Raw genomic sequence first — 21379 nt, 5'->3', positions numbered from 1 at the left:
CCTATACTTTCGGGATAGCGTGCGCGGCCGCCCGGTTTTCCGGCGCGGCCCGGCATCCATTCCCGAGGCATTCAAGCATGGCAAGCGCAGACAAAGAAACCTTACCCTCGACCCTCCATGCCCTCGGCGGCGTTGCACGCTCGCGCCGGACCCGGCGTATCGGCATCGGCGTGCTGATCTTCCTCGTTTTATTCGGACTGCTCGGCTTCTTCGCGGCGCCGCCGCTGATTCGCCATGTCGCCGAACAGCAGTTGAGCAAGCAGCTCGACCGGCCGGCCACGATCCAGCGCATCGCACTGAACCCGTACACGCTGAACCTCGAAGCCGAAGGCATCCACCTCGGCGAGCGCGGCGGCCAGGGCGACTTCATCGACATCGGCAAGCTCGTCGTGAGGCCGTCGTGGTCGTCGCTGTTCCGCGGCGCGCCGATCGTCAACGAAATCCGGCTCGATTCGCCGCGCTTTCACGTCGTCCGCTACGACGCGCAGCGCTTCAACTTCACCGATCTGATCGAGAAGTTCTCGTCGCCGTCGCCGACGCCCGACAGCAAGCCGACGCAGTTCTCGGTGTCGAACATCCAGGTCAACGACGGCCGGATCGATTTCGACGATCGCCTGCTGAACGAAAAGCACGTCGTCGACCACTGGACGCTCGGCATCCCGTACATCGCGACGCTGGCCTCGAAGACGGACATCTTCGTCGAGCCGAAGCTGCGTGCCCGCTTCGACGGCAGCCCGATCTCGATCGACGGCAAGACCAAGCCGTTCGCGCAGTCGCGCGAATCGGAGATCGCGCTGAAGTTCGACCGGCTCGACGTGCCGAAGCTGATCTCGTACGTGCCGGCGAAGCTGCCGGTGACCGTGACGAGCGGCCTGCTGAGCAGCAACCTCACGGTCAATTTCGTGATGAGCGGCGAGACGCCCGCGCTGCGCGTGTCGGGCACCGTCGACCTGAACGACGCGAAGGTGACCGACCGCGCGTCGGCGCCGCTGTTCGCCGCGCGCGGCGTGCACGTCGCGGCGGCCGGCCTCGAGCCGCTGCGCAACGCGATGCACTTCGACGAGATCCGGCTCGACCAGCCGGTGGTCGACCTGTCGCGCGACAAGCAGGGCGTGCTGAACGTCGAGAAGCTCGTCGTGCAGCCGGCCGCCGCGCCGAAGGCCGAAACCGGCAAGCCGGCCGCGTCGGCCGCCGCCGTTTCCGGTGCGTCCGCCGCGTCCGGTGCGGCCGTCGCCGCCGCCAGCGGCGCGAAGGCCGAAGGCGGCGCCGCCGCGAAGGCAGCGCCGCCGCTCGACCTGACGATTCGCCATGTCGCGATCGACGGCGGCACGATCAACGTCGACGACCGCGTGCCGGCGACGCCGACCGCGATCTCGCTGACGAAGCTCGCCGCGACGCTCGACGGCTTCTCGCTGCAGGGCAAGACGCCCGCGAAATACACGCTGTCGACGTCGCTGTCGCGCGGCGGCGACGTGAAGGCCGAAGGCGCGTTCAACCTCGCGGCGAAGCAGGCCGACACGAAGCTGACGGTGGCCGCGCTCGCGCTGCCCGCGCTGCAGCCGTACCTCGGCGAGGCGACGCGTGCGCGCGTGCTCGACGGCACGCTCGGCGCGACCGTCAACGCGAAGACCGACTGGGGCAAGACGCCGCTCGCCGCGGAAGTCGCCGACAGCACGGTCAGCCTGAAATCGTTGAAGATCGCCGCGCCGGACAACAAGGCGCCGGCCATCGTCCTGCCCGACGCAACCGCGAAGATCGCGAAGGTCGACGTCGCCGCGCGCGCCGCGGAGATCGCCAGCGTCGACGCGAGCGGGCTCGCGCTCGACGTGAAGCGCCTGAAGGACGGCAAGGTCGACCTCGCGGCGCTGGCCGAACCTGCGCAGGCGGCGGTGCCGCCGCGCACGGTCGCGCGCAAGGCGCAGGCCGCCGCGCCGTCGTGGCACTACCGGATCGATGCGCTGAACGTGAAGGACGCTGCGGCGAACTTCACCGACCTGTCGACGCCGCGCCCGGTGAAGCTCGCGATCAAGCCGCTCGACCTGTCGGTGCAGAAGATCAGCGACGACCTGACGAAGCCGTTGCCCGTGCAACTGAAGGCGACGCTGAACCGCAAGGGCGCGCTGAACGTGACGGGCGACGTGACCGCGCAGCCGCTGAAGCTGGGCCTGAAGATCAACGGCAACCGCCTCGACGCGGCCGCGTTCGAGCCGTATTTCGGCAGCGCGCTGAACGCGACGATCGCCAGCGCGCTGCTCAACGCGCAGGGCAACCTGACGTTCGCGCAGGTGAAGGACACGCCGCGCGCCACCTATCGCGGCGACGTCGCGCTGGTCGACGTGCGGATGCTCGACAAGGCGACCTCCGACCCGTTCGCCGGCTGGCGCTCGCTCGCGCTGTCGAACCTGAAGGCGAACTACGACGAGAAGGGCACCGACGTCGACGCCGCGCGCGTGACGTTCTCGAACTTCTACGGCCGCGTGCTGCTCGACGCGCAGGGGCGGCTGAACCTGAAGGACGTGGTGGCGAAGGAGACGGGCCCCGCGCAGTCGCTCACGCGCGACGCGAGCAAGGGCGAACCGGTGCCGCTGTCGCCGGGCGTGACGCCGCCGGCCGCCGCGCAGGACGCATCGGCCGCGGCCGCGCAGCAGGCGTCCGTGCCGGCCGCCGCGTCGGCGACGGTGGTCGTGAAGGCCGCGCCGCAGCCGCGGAACCCGGTGCGGATGCATTTCGGCGAACTGGTGCTGCAGAACGGCCGCGTCACGTACACGGACAACTTCATCAAGCCGAACTACACGGCGAACCTCGTCGCGATCAAGGGCACGGTCGGCGCGTTCGGCACGGATTCGACGACGTCCGCGCCGGTCGACGTCGCCGCGAACCTCGCGGGCAACGGGCCCATCTCGATCAAGGGCTCGGTGAATCCGCTGATCGAGAAGCCGGCGCTCGACCTCACGGCGACCGCGCACGACATCGAGCTGACCAATCTGACGCCGTATTCGGCGAAGTACGCGGGCTATCCGATCACGAAGGGCAAGCTCAACGTCGATCTGCACTACCAGCTCGCGAACGATCAGCTGTCGGCGAACAACCACATCTTCATCGACCAGTTGACGTTCGGCGACCACATCGAGAACGACACGGCGACGAAGCTGCCGGTGAAGCTCGCGATCTCGCTCTTGAAGAACACGCGCGGCCAGATCGACGTGAACCTGCCGGTGTCGGGTTCGCTGTCGAATCCGGAATTCAGCGTCGGCGGGCTGATCTGGCGCGCGGTGCTGAACCTGATCGCGAAGGCCGTCACGTCGCCGTTCACGCTGCTCGCGAATGCGTTCGGCGGGGGCGGCGGCGAGGATCTCGGCTACGTCGAGTTCGCGCCGGGTTCGTATGTGCTGACCGACGCGCAGGAGAAGAAGCTCGACACGGTCGTGAAGATGCTGACCGAGAAGCCGTCGATCCGCCTCGACCTGATCGGCCGCGTCGATCCGGCGCAGGACACGCCGGGGCTGCGCGACGCGTACGTCGAGCGGCTGGTGCGTCAGCAGAAGCTGAAGGACGTGATCGGCCAGGGCGAGAGCGTCGATCCGATGTCGGTGAAGGTCGACAAGGCCGAATACTCGAAATACCTGACGCGCGCGTACAAGGCCGCCGACTTCAAGAAGCCGCGCAACCTCGTCGGCCTGCAGAAGACGCTGCCCGATGCGGACATGAAGCAGGCGCTCGCCGATCACGCACCCGCCGACGACAACGCGCTGCGTGCGCTCGCGCAGCAGCGCGCCCAGGCCGTGCGCCAGTATCTCGACGGCAAGATCGATTCGAGCCGCATGTTCGTCGTCGCGCCGAAGCTCGACGCGAAGGGCATCTCGGACAAGGGCGCGACGACCCGCGTCGACTTCGGGCTGCAGTAAGCGTTATCGCCAGCCGTCATCCGCCGCCGCGCCCGCACCCGTCGGGCGCGGCGGCTTTTTTCAGCGCCCGGCGATCGCCGGTTCGCGCTTGTCCAGCTCCTTCCTCGCGGCCAGCGGCAGACGTGCGTCGTCCCACTGCGTCAGCCATTCGACTTCCTTCGCGGTGAACACCTGTCCGTAGTTGCGCAGCGCGTACTGCAGCGCGTCGACGACGTGATGGCGAATGATTTCGGGGGTACGTGCATCGTCCAGCACGAACCGGAGGGCTTCCAGGGTCGACATACTCGTGCTCCGGGTCAGGGAAAACCCTTTATTACACGCCAATAGTCGCGGGCCAAGCCGAAAAAAAATCCGTCCGCGCGGGGCTGGCCCACGCGAGGGCCGTGGGATTGCGACGCCTTCATGGGCGGCGACGGGCGTCGCGCTCGTCGCGGTGTCGCGCGTGTCGCGCAGGGGCTGGCCGGTTCGGCGTGGGCGAAGGCATCGGCCCGGCGCTTCGCCCGGCGCGCGTCGTGCCCGGGCTTGAAACGGGGCGCGCAACCCGCCATATTGGCCGGGTATCACCCGTTCAACGACGCGCCGAGAGGATCGTTCATGCGCCTTCTGCTTGCCTTGCTGCTCCCGTGGTTCCAGTTCTTCACGATCGGTCGCCCGATCGCGGGGATCATCTGTCTCATCCTTCAAATCACGATCATCGGCTGGCTGCCGGCCGCGATCTGGTCCGTGTATGCGCTGAGCCAGTACAAGACCGATCGCAAGATCGAGGCGGCGTTGCGCGGGCGGCCGTAGGAGGGGGAGGGAAGCGGCGTCGCGTCACCGGCTGGCTGGCGGGATCCGTGGTTGCGAGCCTGCCGGAATCGGGCGTCAACGACAAAACGGCCGCCCCGACCATCGTTCGACCGGGCGGCCGCTTCGCCTACTTCACCGCAAACAGCGTCAGGTTCATGAAGATCTTGAACGCATAGCCGAGCGTGACGGCGCCGATCACGCCGCCCGCCCACAGAACGACGAACCACATCCAGCCGCGCATCCGCGGCCGCGGCGCGCCGGGCTGGCCGGCAGTGGAATCAGTGGTGGTAGTAATGCTGGTCTTCATGGCGCACCTTGCCTCGGAATACCCAGTAACCCATCGTCGTGTAGGCGATGATGATCGGGAGGATAACCGCTGCGCCGACCAGCGTGAAGGTCTGGCTCGAACGCGGCGCCGCCGCTTCCCAGATCGTCATCGTCTGCGGAATCGCGTACGGGAACAGCGTGACGAGCAGGCCGACGTAGCCGAGCAGCACCAGCGCCAGCGCGAGCACGAACGGCGTCATGTCGTGCCGGCCGCGCACCGCGCGGCGCATCCACACCGCGCACGCGGCCACCAGGAACGGCACCGGCAGCAGACGCCAGAACAGCCCCGAATCGAACCAGCGCTGCGCGATGGCCGGGTCCTGCAGCGGCGTCCACAGGCTGACCACCGCGATGAATCCGAGCAGCACGACGGTCAGCGGCCACACGACGCGATGCAGGCGGCGCTGCAGGTCGCCTTCGGTCTTCGCGACGAGCCAGCAGCAGCCGAGCAGCGCGTACGTGACGATCAGGCCGAGGCCCGTCAGCAGGCTGAACGGCGTGAGCCAGTCGAACGCGCCGCCGGCGTACACGCCGTCCTTCACGTCGATGCCCTGCAGGAACGCGCCGAGCGCGATGCCCTGGAACAGCGTCGCGCCGGCCGAGCCGCCGATGAACGCGAGATCCCACAGCTGCTTCGTGCGTCGCGCCTTCGCGCGGATCTCGAACGACACGCCGCGGAAGATCAGGCACACCAGCATGAAGATCAGCGGCAGATACAGCGCCGACAGCACCGTCGAATAGACGATCGGAAACACCGCGAACAGCCCGGCGCCGCCGAGCACGAGCCACGTCTCGTTGCCGTCCCATACGGGCGCGACGGTGTTCATCATCAGGTCGCGTTCCTTCTCGTCCGGGAAGAACGGGAAGACGATGCCGATGCCGAGGTCGAAGCCGTCGAGCACGACGTACATGAAGAGCCCCAATGCGATGATCGCGGCCCAGATTACGGTGACGTCCATAGGTTTTCTCGTATGCGAATGGGATGGGCTCAGACGGTCTCGATCAGCTCGTCGACGGCCGACATCGGGCGGCGCGCGGTGTGATCGGGGCGCGTATCGGGCAGGTCGTGTTTCGCGTCGTGCTTGACGTCGGGCAGCGCCGGGCCGGCCTTCATCAGCTTCAGCATGTAGTACACGCCGGTGCCGAACACGAGGAAGTACACGATCACGAACGTCATCATCGACAGGCTCACCTGCTGCACCGACAGCGGCGACACGGCCTGCGCGGTGCGCATCACGCCATACACGACCCACGGCTGGCGGCCGGCTTCGGTCGTCACCCAGCCCGCGAGCAGCGACACGAACCCGGTCGGGCCCATCACGAGCGCGAAGCGCTGGAACCACTTCGATTCATACAGGCGGCCGCGGCGGCGCAGCAGCCACGCGAGCGCGGCGAGGCCGATCATCGCGAAGCCGAGGCCGACCATGATCCGGAAGCTCCAGAACACGACCGTCGAATTCGGGCGGTCTTGCGGCGGGAAATCCTTCAGCCCGCGGATTTCGCCGTCCCAGCTGTGCGTGAGGATCAGGCTGCCCAGGTGCGGCACCTTCACCGCGTAGCGGGTCGTTTCGGCCTTCATGTCCGGAATGCCGAACAGGTTGAGCGCGGTGCCGCCCTTTTCGGTTTCCCACAGCCCCTCGATCGCGGCGATCTTCGCGGGCTGATGCTTCAGCGTGTTGATGCCGTGCTGGTCGCCGATCACGGCTTGCAGCGGCGCGAGCACCAGCAGCAGCCACAGCGCCATCGAGAACATCTTTTTCACGCCCTTGTCGCGGCGGCCCTTCAGCAGGTGCCATGCGCCGGTCGCGGCCACCACCAGCGCGGCGACGATGAACGCGGCGATCGCCATGTGGAACAGGCGGTACGGGAACGACGGGTTGAAGATGATCGCGAACCAGTCGGTCGGCACGACGCGGCCGTCGACGATCTCGAAGCCCTGCGGCGTCTGCATCCAGCTGTTCGACGCGAGGATCCAGAACGTCGAGATCAGCGTGCCGATCGCGACCATCAGCGTCGCGCCGAAGTGCGCGCGAGGGCTCACGCGGTTCCAGCCGAACAGCATGATGCCGAGGAAGCCGGCCTCGAGGAAGAACGCGGTCATGACCTCGTACATCAGCAGCGGGCCGGTGACGGCGCCGGCGAAGCTCGAGAAGCCCGACCAGTTGGTGCCGAACTGATAGCTCATCACGACGCCGGACACGACGCCCATCCCGAACGCGACCGCGAAGATCTTCGACCAGAACAGGCAGAGGGCTTTGTAGTACTGCTTGCCGGTCTTGAGCCAGCGGTATTCGAGCACGGCGATGAAGCTGGCGAGGCCGATGCTCAGTGCCGGGAAGACGATGTGAAAGGAGACGGTGAACGCGAATTGCAGGCGGGCCAGATCGAGGGCCGAAAATGCGGTGTCCATACCAGTTGACCGAGGCTTGACGATACCCGCCGGCGGGTGCCGACGGACCCCGGCGGACTGGCGTCGGGGTTGGCTGGAGTATGGGCCGCGATGTTGCACCGCGAAATGCGCCAACTCGTCGCAGATGTCCAGCCCGTCGCGCCCGGTTTCGCGGTAAATCTTTGATTCGTATCAAGAAGGCCGTTCGCCGCGCGTGCGGCCGCGGCGTGGCGGTCTGACGCACGTGCGTCAATATGGCGCGTCGCGTCATCGGAACGACGTCGCGCGTCCGGAATCGGCGCGCGCGGCGGCGGCCGGCAGGCGCCGCGCGAATTGCGTACACTCTCAGCTTCGTTTCGGCAGGGCCGGGCGCATCGGTTCCGGCTCGCGTTTACCCAGGGCACAGCGATGATCGATTTACGCAGCGATACCGTGACACGTCCGAGCCAGGCGATGCTGGCCGCAATGACCGCCGCCGAAACCGGCGACGACGTCTGGGGCGACGACCCGACCGTCCTGCGCCTGCAGGCGGTGACGGCCGAGCGGGCCGGCAAGGAAGCCGGCCTGTTCTTCCCGAGCGGCACGCAGAGCAACCTGGCCGCGCTGATGTCGCATTGCGAGCGCGGCGACGAATACATCGTCGGCCAGCTCGCGCACACCTACAAGTACGAAGGCGGCGGCGCGGCCGTGCTCGGGAGCATCCAGCCGCAACCGATCGAGAACGCGCCGGACGGCACGCTGCCGCTCGCGAAGATCGCCGCGGCGATCAAGCCGCTCGACAATCACTTTGCCCGCACGCGCCTGCTCGCGCTCGAAAACACGATCGGCGGCCAGGTGTTGCCGGAAGGCTATGTGCAGGAAGCCGTCGCGTTCGCGCGCGGCCGGGGCTTGTCGACGCACCTCGACGGCGCGCGCGTGTGCAACGCGGCCGTCGCGTCGGGGCGCCCGATCGCCGAGCTGTGCGCGCCGTTCGACACCGTGTCGATCTGCTTCTCGAAAGGGCTCGGTGCGCCGGTCGGCTCGGTGCTGGTCGGCAGCCGTGCGCTGATCGAGCGCGCTCAGCGCTGGCGCAAGGTGCTGGGCGGCGGGATGCGGCAGTCGGGCATTCTCGCGGCGGCGTGCCTGTATGCGCTCGATCACAACGTCGAGCGGCTCGCGGACGATCATGCGAATGCCGCGCATCTCGCGGCCGGCCTCGCACGCATCGATTCGGTGAAGGTGCTGTCGCATGCGACGAACATGGTGTTCGCGCAATTCCCCGAAGCCGATTGCGCGCCGCTCGAGGCGTGGCTCAAGGAACGCGGCATCCTCACGCAGATGCTGTACGCGTCCCGCTTCGTCACGCACTGCGACGTGTCGCGCGCGGACATCGACACGTTCATCGACGCGGTCGGCGCGTATTTCGCGCAGCGTCGCGCGTGAGGCGGAATGCGCCGGCCGGCGACGGGCCGGCGCGACGTGGCATGACGCAAAACCCCGAGGGACGACGCGGCATGTAGGCGATCGATCGTTGCCGCGCGGGCGGATTACGCTTGCGACGGCGTGTCGACGGGCGGCGTGCCGTCGTGGAACAGCGATTTCAGTTGCGTGCGCAGTTCGGCGCTGTCGGTGTGCTGGTGTACCGAGACCGCATGTTGCACGGCGGCCTCGAGCAGTTCGTTGTCGGAGTCGGCCGAAATGGCGACCGAGCAATGCATCGCGCTGGGAAACTCGCGGCAATCGATGTAGCGGCGGGACATGATGTTCTCCTCACATGAAAGGGAACGGCCGGACCTGGATGATCGGCCGCGCGGCGCGTTCGCGAGGCCGATGGAAAAAGTATAGGCGGCGCGGCCGACTTTTCTCGTCGCAGTGCGCACCGCGCCGGCCGTGTCGATCGCCCGCGCGCCGGCCGGCGCGTCACGGCAACGGCGCGAGCAGCCGGCGCGCCGCTTCCACCACCCGCGCGGACAGCGACGCCATCGTCGGCGACTGCACGGTCCACGCGTGCCAGTACAGCGTGACGTCGGTCGGATGCGCGGGCGCGAGATCGACGAGCCCCTGCGCATCGAGCGGCGCGGCGCCGATCAGCGGCTCCGGCACCATCGCGTAGCCGAGCCCGTGCCGTACCGCCGCGAAGTGCGAATGGGTGCCCGGCACGTAGTGGCATGGATACGCGCCTTCGGGCAACCCGAACTTCTCCTTCAGAAACGACGATTGCAGCGTGTCGCGCCGCGAATACGCGACGACGGGCGCGTGGCGCGCACTCGTACGGTTCAGCCCGCGTGGAAACCAGCGCATCGCGAACGCGGCGGCTGCGAGCAGCCGGTAGCGCATCGTGCCGAGCGGCGTCGCGAGGCAGCCGCGCATCGGCTTCGGCTCGGTCGTCACGCAGCCGACCGCCATCCCGCTTTCGAGCAGCGCGAACGTGTGGTCCTGATCCTCGACGATCAGCTCGAACAGGATCCGCTCGCCCGCGAGCACCGACGTCAGCGCGGGCAGGAACCACGTGCCGAGGCTGTCGGCGTTCAGCGCGATCGTCACGGAGATCGGCGATTCGCGCTCGGCCGCGAGCGTGCTGTGGAGGTCGGCCTGCAGCAGCGCGACGCGGCGCAGATGCTGCAGCACGCGCTGCCCGGCCACCGTCGGGCGGCACGGCCGCGTGCGCAGCACGAGCGGCGTGCCGAGGCTCGCTTCCAGCGCGCGGACCCGCTGCGTGACGGCGGACGCCGTCACGTGCAGGCGCACGGCCGCCTGCTCGAAGCTGCCGGTGTCGGCGACGGCCAGCAGCGCGGCGGCCTGCTTCGGATCGATCGTCATCGACATGTCGGGAGCAATTCCTGTGATCGGGGACGAGAACAGGCCGTAGTGTAAGGCAGCGTGCGTTGCCGTCCCGGCGCGGCACGTCGTTCGGCGGTGCGCGATTCGTCGTCGGAATCGGTTGCCGCGCATGGGGCGCGGCGGCGCGGGCATTTTGATCTACGCTGTATGAATATGCGCGATGCCGCTCGCGCGGCGGCGATGTCGTCGTGCCGGCGCAGGCCCCTGACGACGCCATGCAGTGTGCCGATCCGACTACACCTCACTGAAGAACACACGACGGAGCAATAAAGCAATGATCTTCCGGCAACTTTTCGACCCGCAGTCGTCGACGTACACGTATCTGCTCGCTGACGGCGCATCGCGCGAGGCGCTGCTGATCGATCCCGTGTTCGAGCAGGTGCGCCGCGACGCGGCGCTGCTCGACGAACTCGGGCTGCGGCTCGTCGCGACCGTCGACACGCACGTGCACGCCGATCACGTGACGGGCGCGTGGCTGCTGAAGCAGCACACGGGCAGCGCGATCGCGATCTCGGCGGCGAGCGGCGCGCAAGGCGCCGACCGCTACCTGAACGACGGCGACCGTTGCGCGTTCGGCGCGCGCTACCTGACCGTGCGCGCGACGCCCGGCCACACGAACGGCTGCATCAGCCTCGTGCTCGACGACGAATCGATGGCGTTCACCGGCGATTGCCTGCTGATCCGCGGCACCGGCCGCACCGACTTCCAGCAGGGCGACCCGCGTGCGCTGTATCGCGCGGTGCACGGCCGGCTCTTCACGCTGCCGGCCGCGTGCCTGCTGTATCCGGCGCACGACTATCGCGGGCTCACGGTGACGAGCGTCGGCGAGGAGCGGCGCTTCAACCCGCGCCTCGGCGGCGATCTCAGCGAAGACGATTTCGCCGGCTACATGCGCAATCTCGGGCTCGCGCATCCGCGCCAGATCGACGTCGCGGTGCCGGCGAACCTGCGGTGCGGCGTGGCCGCGAACGCGCCCGATGCGCAGGCCGCACCCGGCTGGGCGCCGCTCGTCTACACGTTCGCCGGCTTCTGGGAAATCGATCCGCAATGGCTCGAGGATCATCTGCCGGCCGTACAGGTCGTCGACGTGCGCGAGCCGGACGAATTCACGGGCCCGCTCGGTCATCTGCCCGGCGCGACGCCGATTCCGCTCGGCGAACTGGCCGCGCGCGCCGGCGAAATCGCGCGGGACCGGCCGGTCGTGACCGTGTGCCGGGCCGGCGGGCGCTCCGCGCAGGCGACGGTGATCCTGAAGCAGGCCGGCTTCGATGCGGTCGCGAATCTCGGTGGCGGGATGCTGCGCTGGCGCGCCGAAGGGCGCGTCGTGATGGACGGCCGGTCGTAGCGGCCGAGGCCGGCTCCCTCGAAAAAAATCCGGACCGGTGTCGAAACGGCCCGGCGCCGTTCGTCGTCCAGGTATCCGATCCTGTGGCGCCGCCTGACGCGGCGCCGAAACCCTGAGAGACCCGCGATGATGCCGACGCTTTACGCCCATCCCTTTTCGTCCTACTGCCAGAAGGTGCTGACCGCGCTGTACGAGAACGGCACGCCGTTCGACTATCGCGTGCTTGCGCACGACGATCCGAAGCCGATGCAGGAACTGGCCGCGCTGTGGCCGCTGAAGCGCTTCCCGGTGCTCGTCGATGCGGGCCGCACGGTGATCGAGGCGTCGATCATCATCGAGTATCTCGGCCTGGCGCATCCGGGCCCCGTGCGCCTGCTGCCCGACGATCCGCGCACCGCGCTCGAGGTGCGGACGATGGACCGCTTCTTCGACAACTACGTGGCGACGCCACAGCAGAAGGTCGTGTTCGACGCGCTGCGGCCGGAAGCCGAGCGCGATGCGCGCGGGGTGGCCGACGCGCGCGCGATGCTCGATACGTCGTACGCGTGGCTCGACAAGACGATGGCCGATCGCGAATGGGCGGCCGGCGATCATTTCAGCCTCGCCGATTGCGGCGCGGCGCCGTTCCTGTTCTACGCGGACTGGACGCACCGGATCGATCCGGCGTTCGCGAACGTGATCGCGTACCGCAAGCGCCTGCTTGCGCGGCCTTCGTTTGCGCGCGCGGTCGACGAGGCGCGGCCGTATCGGTCGTTCTTTCCGCTCGGCGCGCCCGATCGCGACTGACGGGCGCGGCCGTCGCACGGCGTGCTGCCGCTGCACATGGCCGGCAGCGCGCGCCGGGGCGACGGAACGACAGCAGCAGCGGCAGCATCGCGCGCGTGCCCGTCACATCGTGCGCGTGGCCGACTGCGCGAGCGTCAGCAGTTCGTCGAACTGCGTGATCAACTCGAAGCACAGCAGGAACGCGAGCGTATAGGCGGGCGCGGGGAAGCGCCGGATCATCTCCAGCACCTGCGGCGCGAAGCGCGAGCGGATCGCGTCGCGCGTCAGCAGCCACGCGATCGCGATGCCGATCGCGGCGCCCGCGATCAGGTCGGTCGGGTAGTGAAAGCCGAGATACGCGCGCGGCAGGCAGATGAATACGACTGAATACAGCAGTGCGACGACGCCGACGCGGCGCGCGATGATGAAGATGCCGGTCGCGATTGCCATCCACAGCATCGCGTGATCGCTCGGAAACGAACTCCATGTCTGCAGGGTCGCCGCGCGCAGTCCGGCCGACGGGAAGTGCAGGTGCAGGTCGGGGTTGTAGATCGGCCGCACGCGGAACGGCAGCACCTGCGCGAGCACGCGGCCGACGGCGAGCGCGACGAGCCCGCTCGCGACGGTGGCGACGACCAGTTCGCGTTGCCGTTCGCGATGCGGGCCGGGCTGGAACCACAGCCAGCACAGCACGGGAACGAGCACGAAGCCCTTGAACGTGTAGAGGCCCGCGATCACGCGGATCGTGTGATTCATCAACGGGCCGAACGTCACGTGGGTGAGGAAGATCTGGATCGTGGTGTCGAAATCGTTCATGTCCTGTGCGACCCGGGCGGACGCGCCGCGCATGACGGGCGGCCGGCTGGATCGAAAAGCGCGCTCGCACGGAGCGCAACGGGGGGCAAGTATGTCACCCGTTATTTCGAAGAAAATGCGAAAAAATACCGGGATTCCCCTGATAAACCGTGGCTGTGTGGTGGGGCCGGATGGGCGAGCGCCGTGTGGTGCGGTAGGGTCGAATCGTCCGACGTTTGCGGGCGGCCATGCACGCGCGCCGGAAAAATATTTTGTTGAACTGGACAATTCGGCAGGACGGTGCGGACCTTGCGCCGAATGAGTGATTGTCGTGCCGGAGTGGCGCGAATCTGCCGGGCGGCGCAGCGTCATGCGTGTGCCGATCAAAAAATAAAAAAGGCGGGCAAGCCTCATCGGCCTGCCCGTCGGCGTGACGCGATGCGCGGCTTCAGTTGCGCCACACCCGCACGGCGAGCGCGGCCAGCGACGTCACGACGGCCAGCGCGGTCACCGCATTCCAGCCCAGTTGCGCGAGCAACAAACTGCCGATTGCCGCGCCCGCCGCCATCCCGATGAACATGCCGACGAACAGCACCGCGTTGAGACGGCTGCGCGACGCGGGATCGATCCGATAGACGATCGATTGGTGCGCGATCAGCGTGGCCTGGACGCCGAGATCGAAGCCGATCGTCGCGAGCGCGAGCAGCACGAGCTGCGCATGCGGCGACATCAGCGGCGCGGCGGCCATCGACGCGAACGACACCGTCGCGATGCCGATGCCGATACGCGTGACGCGCTCGGGGCCGTGATGGTCGGCCAGACGCCCGGCGATCGGCGCGGCCAGCGCGCCGGCGGCGCCCGCGAGGCCGAATGCGCCGGCTGCCGCGCTGCCGAGATGGAACGGCGCGCCGTGCAGCATCACCGCGAGCGTCGACCAGAATGCGCTGAACCCGACGGCCAGCAGCCCCTGGGCGAGCGCGGCGCGGCGCAGTGCCGAATGCTCGCGCCACAGCGCGCCGAGCGAGCCGATCAACGCACGGTACGGCAGCCGCGTGGTTGGCTCGAAGCGCGGCAACCCGCGTGCGGCCACGGCGCCGATCACGGCGACGCTGGCGGCCGCGAGCGCGAACATCGCGCGCCAGCCGGCCGTCTCGGCGACGAATCCGGCCACGACGCGCGACAGCAGGATGCCGAGCAGCAACCCCGTCATCACGGTGCCGACGATGCGGCCGCGATGCGTGTCGTGTGCGAGCGTCGCGGCGGCCGGCACGACGTCCTGCGCCATCGTCGCGGCGAGGCCGATCGCGAAGCTCGCCGCGAGCAGCAGGCCGAGCGACGGCGCGACAGCGGCCAGCAGCAGCGCGACGACCAGCGCGGCGGCCTTGGTCACGATCACGCGGCGCCGGTCGAAGCGGTCGCCGAGCGGCGCGAGCAGCAGGATGCCGAGCGCATAGCCGAGCTGCGTGAGCGTCGGCACGAAGCCGATCGCCCGCGCCGACGCGCCGAGATCGGGCGCGAGCGCGCCGAGCATCGGCTGCGCGTAGTAGAGCGGGGCGACGCCGAGGCCGGCGGCGGCCGCGAGCAGCAGCACGAGCCGGCGATCGGGCATCGAATGGGCAGCCGGGCGGGCCGGGGCATGCGCCACGCGGGGCGCGGCGTCGAGACGGGTCGGGGTGGACATCGCGTACATCCTCGGTTGAAGAAGGGGTTGGACGCGAGTGTGGCGGTACTCGGCGGACGACGGTAGTGCCGCCTTGCGCACATTTGTTATACGCTCCACGAATGACCGAAAAATCTCCTCCCTCTCGCGCTGCTGGCGGATCTCCGCGCGTTCAGACGGTGCCGGTGAACGGTGCGGGCTATCGCTTCGAGCTGATGGAAACCTTCGTGCGCATAGTCGAGGCCGGCAGCCTGTCGGCGGCCGCCGTGCAGCTGCATACCACGCAGCCGACGATCAGCCGCCGGCTGCAGGCGCTGGAAAGTTCGCTCGGCATGCGGCTGCTGCAACGCACGACCCATACGATGCGGCTGACCGTCGACGGCGAGCGGTGCTTCAAGCAGGCGAAGGAGCTGCTGGCGAGCTGGGCGGCGTTCGAGGCCGATTTGCGCGGCGCGCAGGAGGAGCCGGACGGGCTGCTGCGCGTCGCGGTGCCGCACGCGTTCGGGCAGCAGCGTTTCGTTGCGCCGCTCGCGCAGTTCCTGCGCGACTATCCGCGCGTGTCGGTCGAGTGGCTGCTGCAGGACGAGGTGCGCGATTTCGTCGGCAGCGGCATCGATTGCGCGATCCAGGTCGGCGAGCCCACCGATCCCGGCGTGGTCGCGATCCGGCTGACGAAGGTGCCGCGTTTCGTGGTCGCCGCGCCGTCCATACTGAACGGCGCCGACGTGCCGGCCGATCCGGACGCGCTCGCCGCGCTGCCATGGCTCGCGTTGCGCACGTACTACCGCAACGAGCTCGCGCTGACGCATGCGGCCACCGGCGACACGCGGCGCATCGCGATCCGCCCGCGCATCACGACCGCGAACCTGTATGCGCTGCGCAGCGCGGCGCTGCTGGGCGTCGGCGCGTGCGTCGGATCATCGTGGATGCTCGCCGACGATCTCGCGCGCGGCGATCTCGTGCACCTCGCCCCCGAATGGGAGGCCGCGTCGCTGCCCGTCTACCTGACTTATCCGCATGCGCAGTTCTATCCGTCGCGGCTCGTGCGGTTCGCCGCGATGATGCGCGAGGCCGTGCCGGCGCTCGTCGAAGGGCGCGACGGCTGAAGGAACGCGGCCCGGGTGGCGGTACGCCGTCAGCCCCGCCGGATCCCTTCGGGCAGCGCGCTGATGCGGCGCACTTCAGGCGAATCGAGCCACGCGCGCGACGTCGCGCAGTCGACGAACATGTCGGTCGCGTCCTCGCCCCAGAACAGGTCGCCGTCGAGCACGAAGGTCGGCACGCCGAACACGCCGTCGGCGATCGCGCGATCCGTGTTCGCGCGCAGCGCATCCTTGACCGGCTGGGCCTCGATGGCCGTCACGCCTTCCGGGAAGCCGACGGCTTCGCACAGCGCGGCGAAACCTGCCGGCGTCGACACGTCCTCGCCGTCGCGCCAGATATGCCGGAAGATCAGCTGGATCGCGTCGCGTGAGCCGCCCATCGCGATCGCGAGGCGCAGCGGCTTGATCGGATTGAACGGGTGCGCGGGCGGCATCCGGAACGCAATGCCGAGCTTGTCCGCGCGGTATTGCGCATGCCGATAGGTGAACACGCGTTTGGCCGCGATCTCCGCCGGCGCTTTCTGGCCCCAGTGCGTGAGCAGCGCACCGAGCACGATCGGCCGCGGCTCGAACGCGGCGGCGGGCGGCAACCTGTCGAACTGTTCCTGTTGCAGGTAGGCGAACGGCGAAACGAAATCGAAATACCAGCTGGCGGTGCGCGGGGCGTTCATCGCGGGTGTCTCCTCGGGCGGATCCGGTTGTCGGCTGCACGGCAGTGTCGCACGCGGCGGCGTTTTGCGCCGCAGCACCGCCTTTCGTCACCGGAATGAACGACCGCTAAGCGGCTTCCACCAGCGCCGCGAGCTTCGCCAGCGCCATCTGCCAGCCGGTCTCGTTGTCGGCGGCCGGCACGCCGGGCGGTATGCCGTCGTGCACGGCGTCCACGCGCGTGCCGCCCGCTTCGTCGGACAGCGTGATCGTGATCGTCATCGCGCCGCGCAGCATCGGGTCGTCGGTTTCGAATACGTCGATCTCGACGATCTGTTGGTCGGGCACCAGCGTGACGAAGCGGCCATGATAGGTGTCGGTGCGCGCGGTGGTCTTGCCGGTGCCGGCCGACGGCGCGTCGTAGCTGAGCGACACCCGCAGCGCGCCGCCCTCCCGTGTGTCGTACGCGTGCACGCGGCACGTCATGCCGTCGGGCACCTTCCATTGCTCGACCGCGTGCGGGTCGAGCAACGCGCGATAGACGCGCCCGCGCGGCGCGTTCAGGTGCCGACTGACCCGGGTCGAATGCGTGTGCGTGTGCAACATGTCGCCTCCCGCGAAGCGTGCGAGACGGTGCACACCGGCGCCCGGCGTGTCGTCATGCTTCCTTCAGGAATCCTAGGCGCGGGCGCGGCGGCATGCAATGACCGCACGCGAAGCGGCGCTCAGCGCAGCGTGGCGGCAAAGGCGTCGAGCTGCGTGATGCAGGTGTTCCAGCCCTCGAAAAAGCCGAGCGCTTCGTGGCGCTCGCGCGTCGCGGCGTCGGGATGCATCACGCGCGCCTCGTAGCGGCTGCCCACGTCGTCGTCGGCCATCGTGACGATCGCCGTGAAGCCGAGCCACGGCGTCTGCGGCCGCCAGCCGCCCGCGAGCATCGACGTGAACGCGATGCGCGATTCCGGCACGATGTCGAGGAAGCAGCCGGGGTTGTCGCTCGTGCCGCCATCGGGGCCGCGCATGAACGTATGGAAGGCGCCGCCCGGCCGCAGGTCGAACGCACGCACTTCGGTGGTCCACGGTTTCGGGCACCACCATTCCTTCAGCAATTCAGGGTCGGTCCATGCACGCCACAGCGCGCGGCGCGGCGCGCGCAGCGTGCGCGTGATGACGAGATCGTGGGCTTCAGCGGGTTCGACGTGGCTGGCTGACATCGTGCTCCTCCTGGTGACGGCGTTCGACGAATTCGACGAGACGATCGGATCGCGCTTCCCACTGCGCGCGCTGCGCGGCGAGCCATGCCTCGGCCTCGGTCAGCCGGCTGCCGACCAGCGCGCAGGTGCGCGAACGGCCGGCCTTCCGGGTCGCCACGAGGCCGCTGCGCTCGAGCACGGCGAGGTGCTTCATGAACGACGGCAGGGCCATGTCGAACGGCGCGGCCAGCGCGGAGACGGTCCGCTCCCCCTGGCCGAGCGCGCCGACGATCGCGCAGCGCGTCGGATCGGCGAGGGCGTGGAAGACGTCGCTGATGCCGGGTTGAAAGTTATCCATTTGGCTAAGTGTAGGCGATGTGGTCATCGGTGCAACGACAATTTTCGTCGCGTACGATGATGGGGCGGTAACGCGCGCCGGTCGGGCGCCGTGTTGCCGGACGCCTGCCGTCGTCGCGCGTGCCGCGACGCCCGGCCCGCGTTCGTTCCGATTGGGGCCCATGCCGAACCCGCGCGTGCGGCCCACCTGACTACCGGAGAGGGCATGACCGAACCCGTTACCGTTCGCCGCGTCGGCGCAAGCGAAGCGATGGCCTGTGTCGATGCGCTGGCCGACGTGCTGATCGATTGCGTCGAAGGCGGCGCGTCCGTCAGCTTCATGTTGCCGATCGAGCGGGCGACCGCCGTCGCGTTCTGGACGCGTGTGGCCGAGGGCGTCGCGAGCGACGAGCGCATCCTGCTCGTCGCCGAGGATGCGTCCGGCCGGATCGTCGGCACCGTGCAGATCGTGACCGCGCAGCCCGAGAACCAGCCGCATCGCGCGGACATCGCGAAGATGCTCGTGTCGCGGCATGCGCGCCGGCAGGGCGTCGCCGCGCGACTGATGGCGGCGGCCGACGCGGCCGCGCGCGACGCCGGCAAGACCGTGCTCGTGCTCGACACGGTGACGGGAGGCGACGCCGAGCGGCTGTACGAGCGGGCCGGCTGGCAGCGCGTCGGCGTCGTGCCGAACTATGCGTTGATGCCCGACGGCGCGCCGTGCGCGACGACGTATTTCCACAAGCAGCTCGCGTAACGGCCATCGTCATGCATCCGGCCGCGCCGGCGCCGTTGTTCGCCATGCGTGCGGCCGGTGTCGTTGCGCCGATCGCGCCCGCGTGGCTCGCTGCCGGGTGGCGCCGCCGCACGCCGGTGCCGTGGCGGAGCCGGTGTCGTCGATGCGGGCGCGCGTCGCGTGACGGGTGTGGCCTGTGAGAAAAGCGCCACCGCGCGCGGCCCCCGGTCCGATATAGTCGCGTGCACGCAGCAAGACGCCCACCACACGTCACGAAACCGCCGCCTCGATGAAACGCTCCCACGCCGCTTTCGCCCTCACGGGCCTGCTCGTCGCGCTGCCGATTGCCGCGTATGCGCTCGTCAAGCCGCTGCGCGTCGTCGCGCCCGCGCTGATCCCCGGCGTGTCGTGCCCTGGCGCCGACATCTGCACGGACGATGTCGCGAGGCTCGGCGAGGCGCGGCAGCTCTATCACGACGGCTACGCGCGCGCGGCGGCGACCGTCGGCGCGTTCCGCGCCGCACCGCGCGTCGTGTTCTGCGCGACCCGCACGTGCGCCGATGCGTTCGGCCTCGGCACACGCGCGGCGCTGACGCTCGGCGATTTCGGCGTGGTGATCGCGCCGCGCGGCTGGCAGACGTACTTTCTCGCGCACGAGCTGATCCACCACCGGCAGGCCGAAGTACTCGGCAACCTGGCCGTCCTGACCAAACCGCGCTGGCTGATCGAAGGGATGGCGTATTCGCTCAGCGACGATCCGCGCCATCCGCTGGCCGAGCCGTTCGAATCGTGGCGCACGCGGTTCGCCGCGTGGAATGCGGCGCGCGGCACGCAGCCGCTGTGGGACGCCGCGCGGGCGATCGAATAGCGCGACAAGAACGCGGACGCCGCGCCGCGGCGCGCACGGCCAACGCTCAACTCGACGTGGCCGATTCGCCGCGTCGGCCGGCCAGCGTGTCCCGTCCCGCGTCGAGAATCTCGTCGGCCAGCGCCGGATCGGTGCCGGCGATCGCGCGCGACAGCACGAGCGCGCCGACCATCTGGCTGAAGACCGCGAGCGCGTCGCGACGCGTCTGCGCGGGCGTCGCGCCTTCGGCCGCCACCATCCGTTCCAGCCGATCGAGATACGCGGCGAGGCCGTGCGCATAGCACGCGCGCGCCGCATCGGTCAGCCGCGGCGCATCGCCCGCGAAGCCAGACAGCGGGCAACCGGCCTCGACGTTGTCGCGATGCGCGGGCGACAGATACGCGGCCACCTGCGCGTCGAGACTGCCGGCATTCGGTGAATCCGCGCGGTCGTGCATCGCCTTTTCCATCACTTCGGCGACCAGCGCGTCCTTCGACTTGAAGTGGTTGTAGAAGCCGCCCTGCGTGAAGCCGGCTTCCTTCATCAGTTCCGTCAGCCCCACGGCGTCGACGCCGCGCACGCGGAACAGCCGCTCGGCGGCCGCGACGATCGCGCTTCGGTTCTCGGCAGCCTGTTGTCTGGACACGCCCATCGATCTCTCCCTGATTTCCTGTTCGATCGCGTCGATTGAAAAACACAATGGTGATCGCCATTGACACGACCATGCGGCGAGAACACAATGCACCGCAAAGACAATGGTGATCAACATTGACATTGAGTGTAGCCGACTGGGCGGATCGTGGCAAAGCCACGGCGGGTACACCGGATGGCAACAGGTCAGCATCTTTGGCGCCGTGGGGTGTGGGTCGCGGGCGGCTTGCCGTCGGCGGCAGGCCGCGGCGCCACGGTTCGCCAGGCAACGACAGTCTCGTTTTTACCCGGATCTCACGCGCGGCGAGCCGGCGCGCGGGCGATTCATCACGCGAAAGGACGCATCATGAAAATCGAAGGTGCAGTGGTGTTCATCACGGGCGCGAACCGCGGGCTGGGGCTCGAGTTCGCGAAGCAGGCGCTCGAACGGGGCGCGCGGAAGGTCTATGCGGGCGCGCGCGATCCGGCCAGCGTGACGCTGCCGGGCGTCGTGCCCGTGAAGCTCGACGTGACCGACCCCGCGGCGGTCGCGGCAGCGGCCGAGGCGGCGCGCGACGTCACGCTGCTGATCAACAACGCCGGCATCGCGCGGCTCGGCAGCCTGACCGACGAGGGCGCGCCCGACGCATTGCGCGCTCACCTGGAGACCAACGTGTTCGGGATGCTGGCGATGTCGCGCGCATTCGCGGGCACCCTGGCGGCCCACGGCGGCGGCGCGATCCTGAACATCCTGTCGGTCGCGAGCTGGGTGAACCGGCCGATCCTGTCGAGCTACGGCGTGTCGAAATCGGCCGCATGGGCGCTGACCAACGGGCTGCGCCATTCGCTGCGCGAGCAGCGCACGCAGGTCGTCGGGCTGCATGCCGGCTTCATCGATACCGACCTGACGGCCGGCCTCGACGTGCCGAAAGCCACGCCGGCCGACGTCGTGCGGCAGGCGTACGACGCGATCGAAGCGGGAGCGGAGGAAGTGTCGACCGACGAATTCACGCGGCAGGTGAAGGCCACGCTGTCGTCGGGCGTCTATCTGGAAGAACCGGCGCCGCGTTGATGCCGCCGGTCGTGCGAACCCG

At 69.0% G+C, this 21379-nt stretch carries 22 protein-coding genes; 9 read left to right on the top strand and 13 right to left on the bottom strand.

Annotated features, from left to right (window positions below; genetic code table 11):
- Positions 1–77 precede the first annotated feature (77 nt).
- Positions 78–3905, top strand: coding sequence for a DUF748 domain-containing protein (locus tag CFB52_RS27720; protein ID WP_099318040.1), 3828 nt, complete (start codon positions 78–80; stop codon positions 3903–3905).
- A gap of 60 nt (positions 3906–3965) precedes the next feature.
- Here the strand turns inward: CFB52_RS27720 and CFB52_RS27715 are convergent, their stop codons facing one another.
- Positions 3966–4187, bottom strand: coding sequence for a hypothetical protein (locus CFB52_RS27715; RefSeq protein WP_011548933.1), 222 nt, complete (start codon positions 4185–4187; stop codon positions 3966–3968).
- 312 nt (positions 4188–4499) lie between these two features.
- On the opposite strand from CFB52_RS27715, the gene CFB52_RS27710 reads away from it, so the two are divergent.
- Positions 4500–4694, top strand: coding sequence for a YqaE/Pmp3 family membrane protein (locus CFB52_RS27710; protein WP_099318039.1), 195 nt, complete (start codon positions 4500–4502; stop codon positions 4692–4694).
- Positions 4695–4821: 127 nt separating this feature from the next.
- On the opposite strand, the gene CFB52_RS27705 is transcribed toward CFB52_RS27710, so the two are convergent.
- Genes CFB52_RS27705 through CFB52_RS27695 form a run of 3 tightly spaced genes read right to left on the bottom strand, consistent with a single transcriptional unit; the run spans position 4822 to position 7431 of the window.
- The gene (locus CFB52_RS27705) at positions 4822–5001 is read right to left on the bottom strand and encodes a hypothetical protein (protein ID WP_050012191.1); all 180 of its coding nucleotides are present in this window, start codon (positions 4999–5001) and stop codon (positions 4822–4824) included.
- A complete protein-coding gene (cydB, locus tag CFB52_RS27700; protein WP_060317393.1) occupies positions 4973–5980 on the bottom strand; it encodes a cytochrome d ubiquinol oxidase subunit II in 1008 nt (335 codons plus the stop codon). Before cydB ends, CFB52_RS27705 begins: the two co-directional genes overlap by 29 nt.
- A 29-nt stretch (positions 5981–6009) precedes the next feature.
- Positions 6010–7431, bottom strand: a complete 1422-nt coding sequence (locus CFB52_RS27695) for a cytochrome ubiquinol oxidase subunit I (protein ID WP_099318038.1) — start codon at positions 7429–7431, stop codon at positions 6010–6012.
- Between the two features lie 387 nt (positions 7432–7818).
- On the opposite strand from CFB52_RS27695, the gene ltaE reads away from it, so the two are divergent.
- A complete protein-coding gene (gene ltaE / locus CFB52_RS27690) occupies positions 7819–8832 on the top strand; it encodes a low-specificity L-threonine aldolase (protein WP_059581849.1) in 1014 nt (337 codons plus the stop codon).
- 104 nt (positions 8833–8936) lie between these two features.
- On the opposite strand, the gene CFB52_RS27685 is transcribed toward ltaE, so the two are convergent.
- The gene (locus CFB52_RS27685) at positions 8937–9149 is read right to left on the bottom strand and encodes a DUF1059 domain-containing protein (RefSeq protein ID WP_059581851.1); all 213 of its coding nucleotides are present in this window, start codon (positions 9147–9149) and stop codon (positions 8937–8939) included.
- 160 nt (positions 9150–9309) lie between these two features.
- Positions 9310–10215 carry an HTH-type transcriptional regulator ArgP gene (locus tag CFB52_RS27680; protein ID WP_099318037.1) on the bottom strand — a complete coding sequence of 302 codons (906 nt, stop codon included), beginning with the start codon at positions 10213–10215 and terminating at the stop codon, positions 9310–9312.
- A gap of 289 nt (positions 10216–10504) precedes the next feature.
- On the opposite strand from CFB52_RS27680, the gene CFB52_RS27675 reads away from it, so the two are divergent.
- Together CFB52_RS27675 and CFB52_RS27670 are read left to right on the top strand one after the other, a co-directional pair.
- On the top strand, positions 10505–11575 hold the full coding sequence (locus tag CFB52_RS27675) for a rhodanese-like domain-containing protein (protein WP_060011231.1): 1071 nt from the start codon (positions 10505–10507) through the stop codon (positions 11573–11575).
- Between the two features lie 126 nt (positions 11576–11701).
- Complete coding sequence (locus CFB52_RS27670; RefSeq protein WP_099318036.1) at positions 11702–12361, top strand: glutathione S-transferase family protein; 660 nt, start codon at positions 11702–11704, stop codon at positions 12359–12361.
- A 102-nt stretch (positions 12362–12463) separates the two neighbouring features.
- On the opposite strand, the gene CFB52_RS27665 is transcribed toward CFB52_RS27670, so the two are convergent.
- Positions 12464–13156, bottom strand: a complete 693-nt coding sequence (locus CFB52_RS27665; RefSeq protein ID WP_099318216.1) for a phosphatase PAP2 family protein — start codon at positions 13154–13156, stop codon at positions 12464–12466.
- A 427-nt stretch (positions 13157–13583) separates the two neighbouring features.
- Positions 13584–14816, bottom strand: coding sequence for an MFS transporter (locus tag CFB52_RS27660; protein WP_099318215.1), 1233 nt, complete (start codon positions 14814–14816; stop codon positions 13584–13586).
- Between the two features lie 101 nt (positions 14817–14917).
- Between CFB52_RS27660 and CFB52_RS27655 the strand changes: the two genes are divergently transcribed.
- Complete coding sequence (locus CFB52_RS27655; protein WP_059581861.1) at positions 14918–15901, top strand: LysR family transcriptional regulator; 984 nt, start codon at positions 14918–14920, stop codon at positions 15899–15901.
- Between the two features lie 29 nt (positions 15902–15930).
- Here the strand turns inward: CFB52_RS27655 and CFB52_RS27650 are convergent, their stop codons facing one another.
- The 4 genes from CFB52_RS27650 to CFB52_RS27635 form a co-directional block, all read right to left on the bottom strand.
- Positions 15931–16569: a 2-hydroxychromene-2-carboxylate isomerase gene (locus CFB52_RS27650; protein WP_099318035.1), complete on the bottom strand. Its 639-nt coding sequence runs from the start codon at positions 16567–16569 to the stop codon at positions 15931–15933.
- Between the two features lie 106 nt (positions 16570–16675).
- Positions 16676–17152, bottom strand: coding sequence for an SRPBCC family protein (locus CFB52_RS27645; protein WP_059581866.1), 477 nt, complete (start codon positions 17150–17152; stop codon positions 16676–16678).
- Between the two features lie 119 nt (positions 17153–17271).
- Positions 17272–17757: an SRPBCC family protein gene (locus CFB52_RS27640; protein ID WP_099318034.1), complete on the bottom strand. Its 486-nt coding sequence runs from the start codon at positions 17755–17757 to the stop codon at positions 17272–17274.
- Positions 17729–18094: a helix-turn-helix transcriptional regulator gene (locus CFB52_RS27635; RefSeq protein WP_099318033.1), complete on the bottom strand. Its 366-nt coding sequence runs from the start codon at positions 18092–18094 to the stop codon at positions 17729–17731. The genes CFB52_RS27640 and CFB52_RS27635 overlap by 29 nt, the downstream gene beginning before the upstream one ends.
- A gap of 204 nt (positions 18095–18298) precedes the next feature.
- Here CFB52_RS27635 and CFB52_RS27630 point away from each other — a divergent pair, with 204 nt between their 5' ends.
- The gene (locus CFB52_RS27630; protein WP_059581874.1) at positions 18299–18829 is read left to right on the top strand and encodes a GNAT family N-acetyltransferase; all 531 of its coding nucleotides are present in this window, start codon (positions 18299–18301) and stop codon (positions 18827–18829) included.
- A 268-nt stretch (positions 18830–19097) separates the two neighbouring features.
- A complete protein-coding gene (locus CFB52_RS27625) occupies positions 19098–19676 on the top strand; it encodes a hypothetical protein (RefSeq protein ID WP_099318032.1) in 579 nt (192 codons plus the stop codon).
- A 46-nt stretch (positions 19677–19722) separates the two neighbouring features.
- Here CFB52_RS27625 and CFB52_RS27620 read toward each other — a convergent pair whose 3' ends face one another.
- On the bottom strand, positions 19723–20307 hold the full coding sequence (locus CFB52_RS27620; RefSeq protein ID WP_060011238.1) for a TetR/AcrR family transcriptional regulator: 585 nt from the start codon (positions 20305–20307) through the stop codon (positions 19723–19725).
- Positions 20308–20652: 345 nt separating this feature from the next.
- On the opposite strand from CFB52_RS27620, the gene CFB52_RS27615 reads away from it, so the two are divergent.
- Positions 20653–21357, top strand: coding sequence for an SDR family oxidoreductase (locus tag CFB52_RS27615; protein WP_059641434.1), 705 nt, complete (start codon positions 20653–20655; stop codon positions 21355–21357).
- Positions 21358–21379 lie beyond the last annotated feature (22 nt).

The sequence above is a fragment of the Burkholderia sp. AU18528 genome, from assembly GCF_002223215.2.
GTDB classification, from domain to species: Bacteria; Pseudomonadota; Gammaproteobacteria; order Burkholderiales; family Burkholderiaceae; genus Burkholderia; species Burkholderia semiarida.
This window is presented reverse-complemented; position numbering and strand designations above follow the sequence as displayed.

Excerpts from the sequence above, each read along its gene's own strand:
- CFB52_RS27715 (WP_011548933.1), bottom strand. The coding sequence starts at position 4,187 with ATGTCGACCCTGGAAGCCCTCCGGTTCGTGCTGGACGATGCACGTACC.
- CFB52_RS27620 (WP_060011238.1), bottom strand. The coding sequence starts at position 20,307 with ATGGGCGTGTCCAGACAACAGGCTGCCGAGAACCGAAGCGCGATCGTC.
- CFB52_RS27625 (WP_099318032.1), top strand. The coding sequence starts at position 19,098 with ATGAAACGCTCCCACGCCGCTTTCGCCCTCACGGGCCTGCTCGTCGCG.
- CFB52_RS27615 (WP_059641434.1), top strand. The coding sequence starts at position 20,653 with ATGAAAATCGAAGGTGCAGTGGTGTTCATCACGGGCGCGAACCGCGGG.
- CFB52_RS27710 (WP_099318039.1), top strand. The coding sequence starts at position 4,500 with ATGCGCCTTCTGCTTGCCTTGCTGCTCCCGTGGTTCCAGTTCTTCACG.
- CFB52_RS27685 (WP_059581851.1), bottom strand. The coding sequence starts at position 9,149 with ATGTCCCGCCGCTACATCGATTGCCGCGAGTTTCCCAGCGCGATGCAT.
- CFB52_RS27720 (WP_099318040.1), top strand. The coding sequence starts at position 78 with ATGGCAAGCGCAGACAAAGAAACCTTACCCTCGACCCTCCATGCCCTC.
- CFB52_RS27645 (WP_059581866.1), bottom strand. The coding sequence starts at position 17,152 with ATGTTGCACACGCACACGCATTCGACCCGGGTCAGTCGGCACCTGAAC.
- CFB52_RS27650 (WP_099318035.1), bottom strand. The coding sequence starts at position 16,569 with ATGAACGCCCCGCGCACCGCCAGCTGGTATTTCGATTTCGTTTCGCCG.
- CFB52_RS27680 (WP_099318037.1), bottom strand. The coding sequence starts at position 10,215 with ATGTCGATGACGATCGATCCGAAGCAGGCCGCCGCGCTGCTGGCCGTC.
- CFB52_RS27655 (WP_059581861.1), top strand. The coding sequence starts at position 14,918 with ATGACCGAAAAATCTCCTCCCTCTCGCGCTGCTGGCGGATCTCCGCGC.
- ltaE (WP_059581849.1), top strand. The coding sequence starts at position 7,819 with ATGATCGATTTACGCAGCGATACCGTGACACGTCCGAGCCAGGCGATG.
- CFB52_RS27695 (WP_099318038.1), bottom strand. The coding sequence starts at position 7,431 with ATGGACACCGCATTTTCGGCCCTCGATCTGGCCCGCCTGCAATTCGCG.
- CFB52_RS27705 (WP_050012191.1), bottom strand. The coding sequence starts at position 5,001 with ATGAAGACCAGCATTACTACCACCACTGATTCCACTGCCGGCCAGCCC.
- CFB52_RS27670 (WP_099318036.1), top strand. The coding sequence starts at position 11,702 with ATGATGCCGACGCTTTACGCCCATCCCTTTTCGTCCTACTGCCAGAAG.
- CFB52_RS27640 (WP_099318034.1), bottom strand. The coding sequence starts at position 17,757 with ATGTCAGCCAGCCACGTCGAACCCGCTGAAGCCCACGATCTCGTCATC.
- CFB52_RS27665 (WP_099318216.1), bottom strand. The coding sequence starts at position 13,156 with ATGAACGATTTCGACACCACGATCCAGATCTTCCTCACCCACGTGACG.
- CFB52_RS27660 (WP_099318215.1), bottom strand. The coding sequence starts at position 14,816 with ATGTCCACCCCGACCCGTCTCGACGCCGCGCCCCGCGTGGCGCATGCC.
- CFB52_RS27635 (WP_099318033.1), bottom strand. The coding sequence starts at position 18,094 with ATGGATAACTTTCAACCCGGCATCAGCGACGTCTTCCACGCCCTCGCC.
- CFB52_RS27630 (WP_059581874.1), top strand. The coding sequence starts at position 18,299 with ATGACCGAACCCGTTACCGTTCGCCGCGTCGGCGCAAGCGAAGCGATG.
- CFB52_RS27675 (WP_060011231.1), top strand. The coding sequence starts at position 10,505 with ATGATCTTCCGGCAACTTTTCGACCCGCAGTCGTCGACGTACACGTAT.
- cydB (WP_060317393.1), bottom strand. The coding sequence starts at position 5,980 with ATGGACGTCACCGTAATCTGGGCCGCGATCATCGCATTGGGGCTCTTC.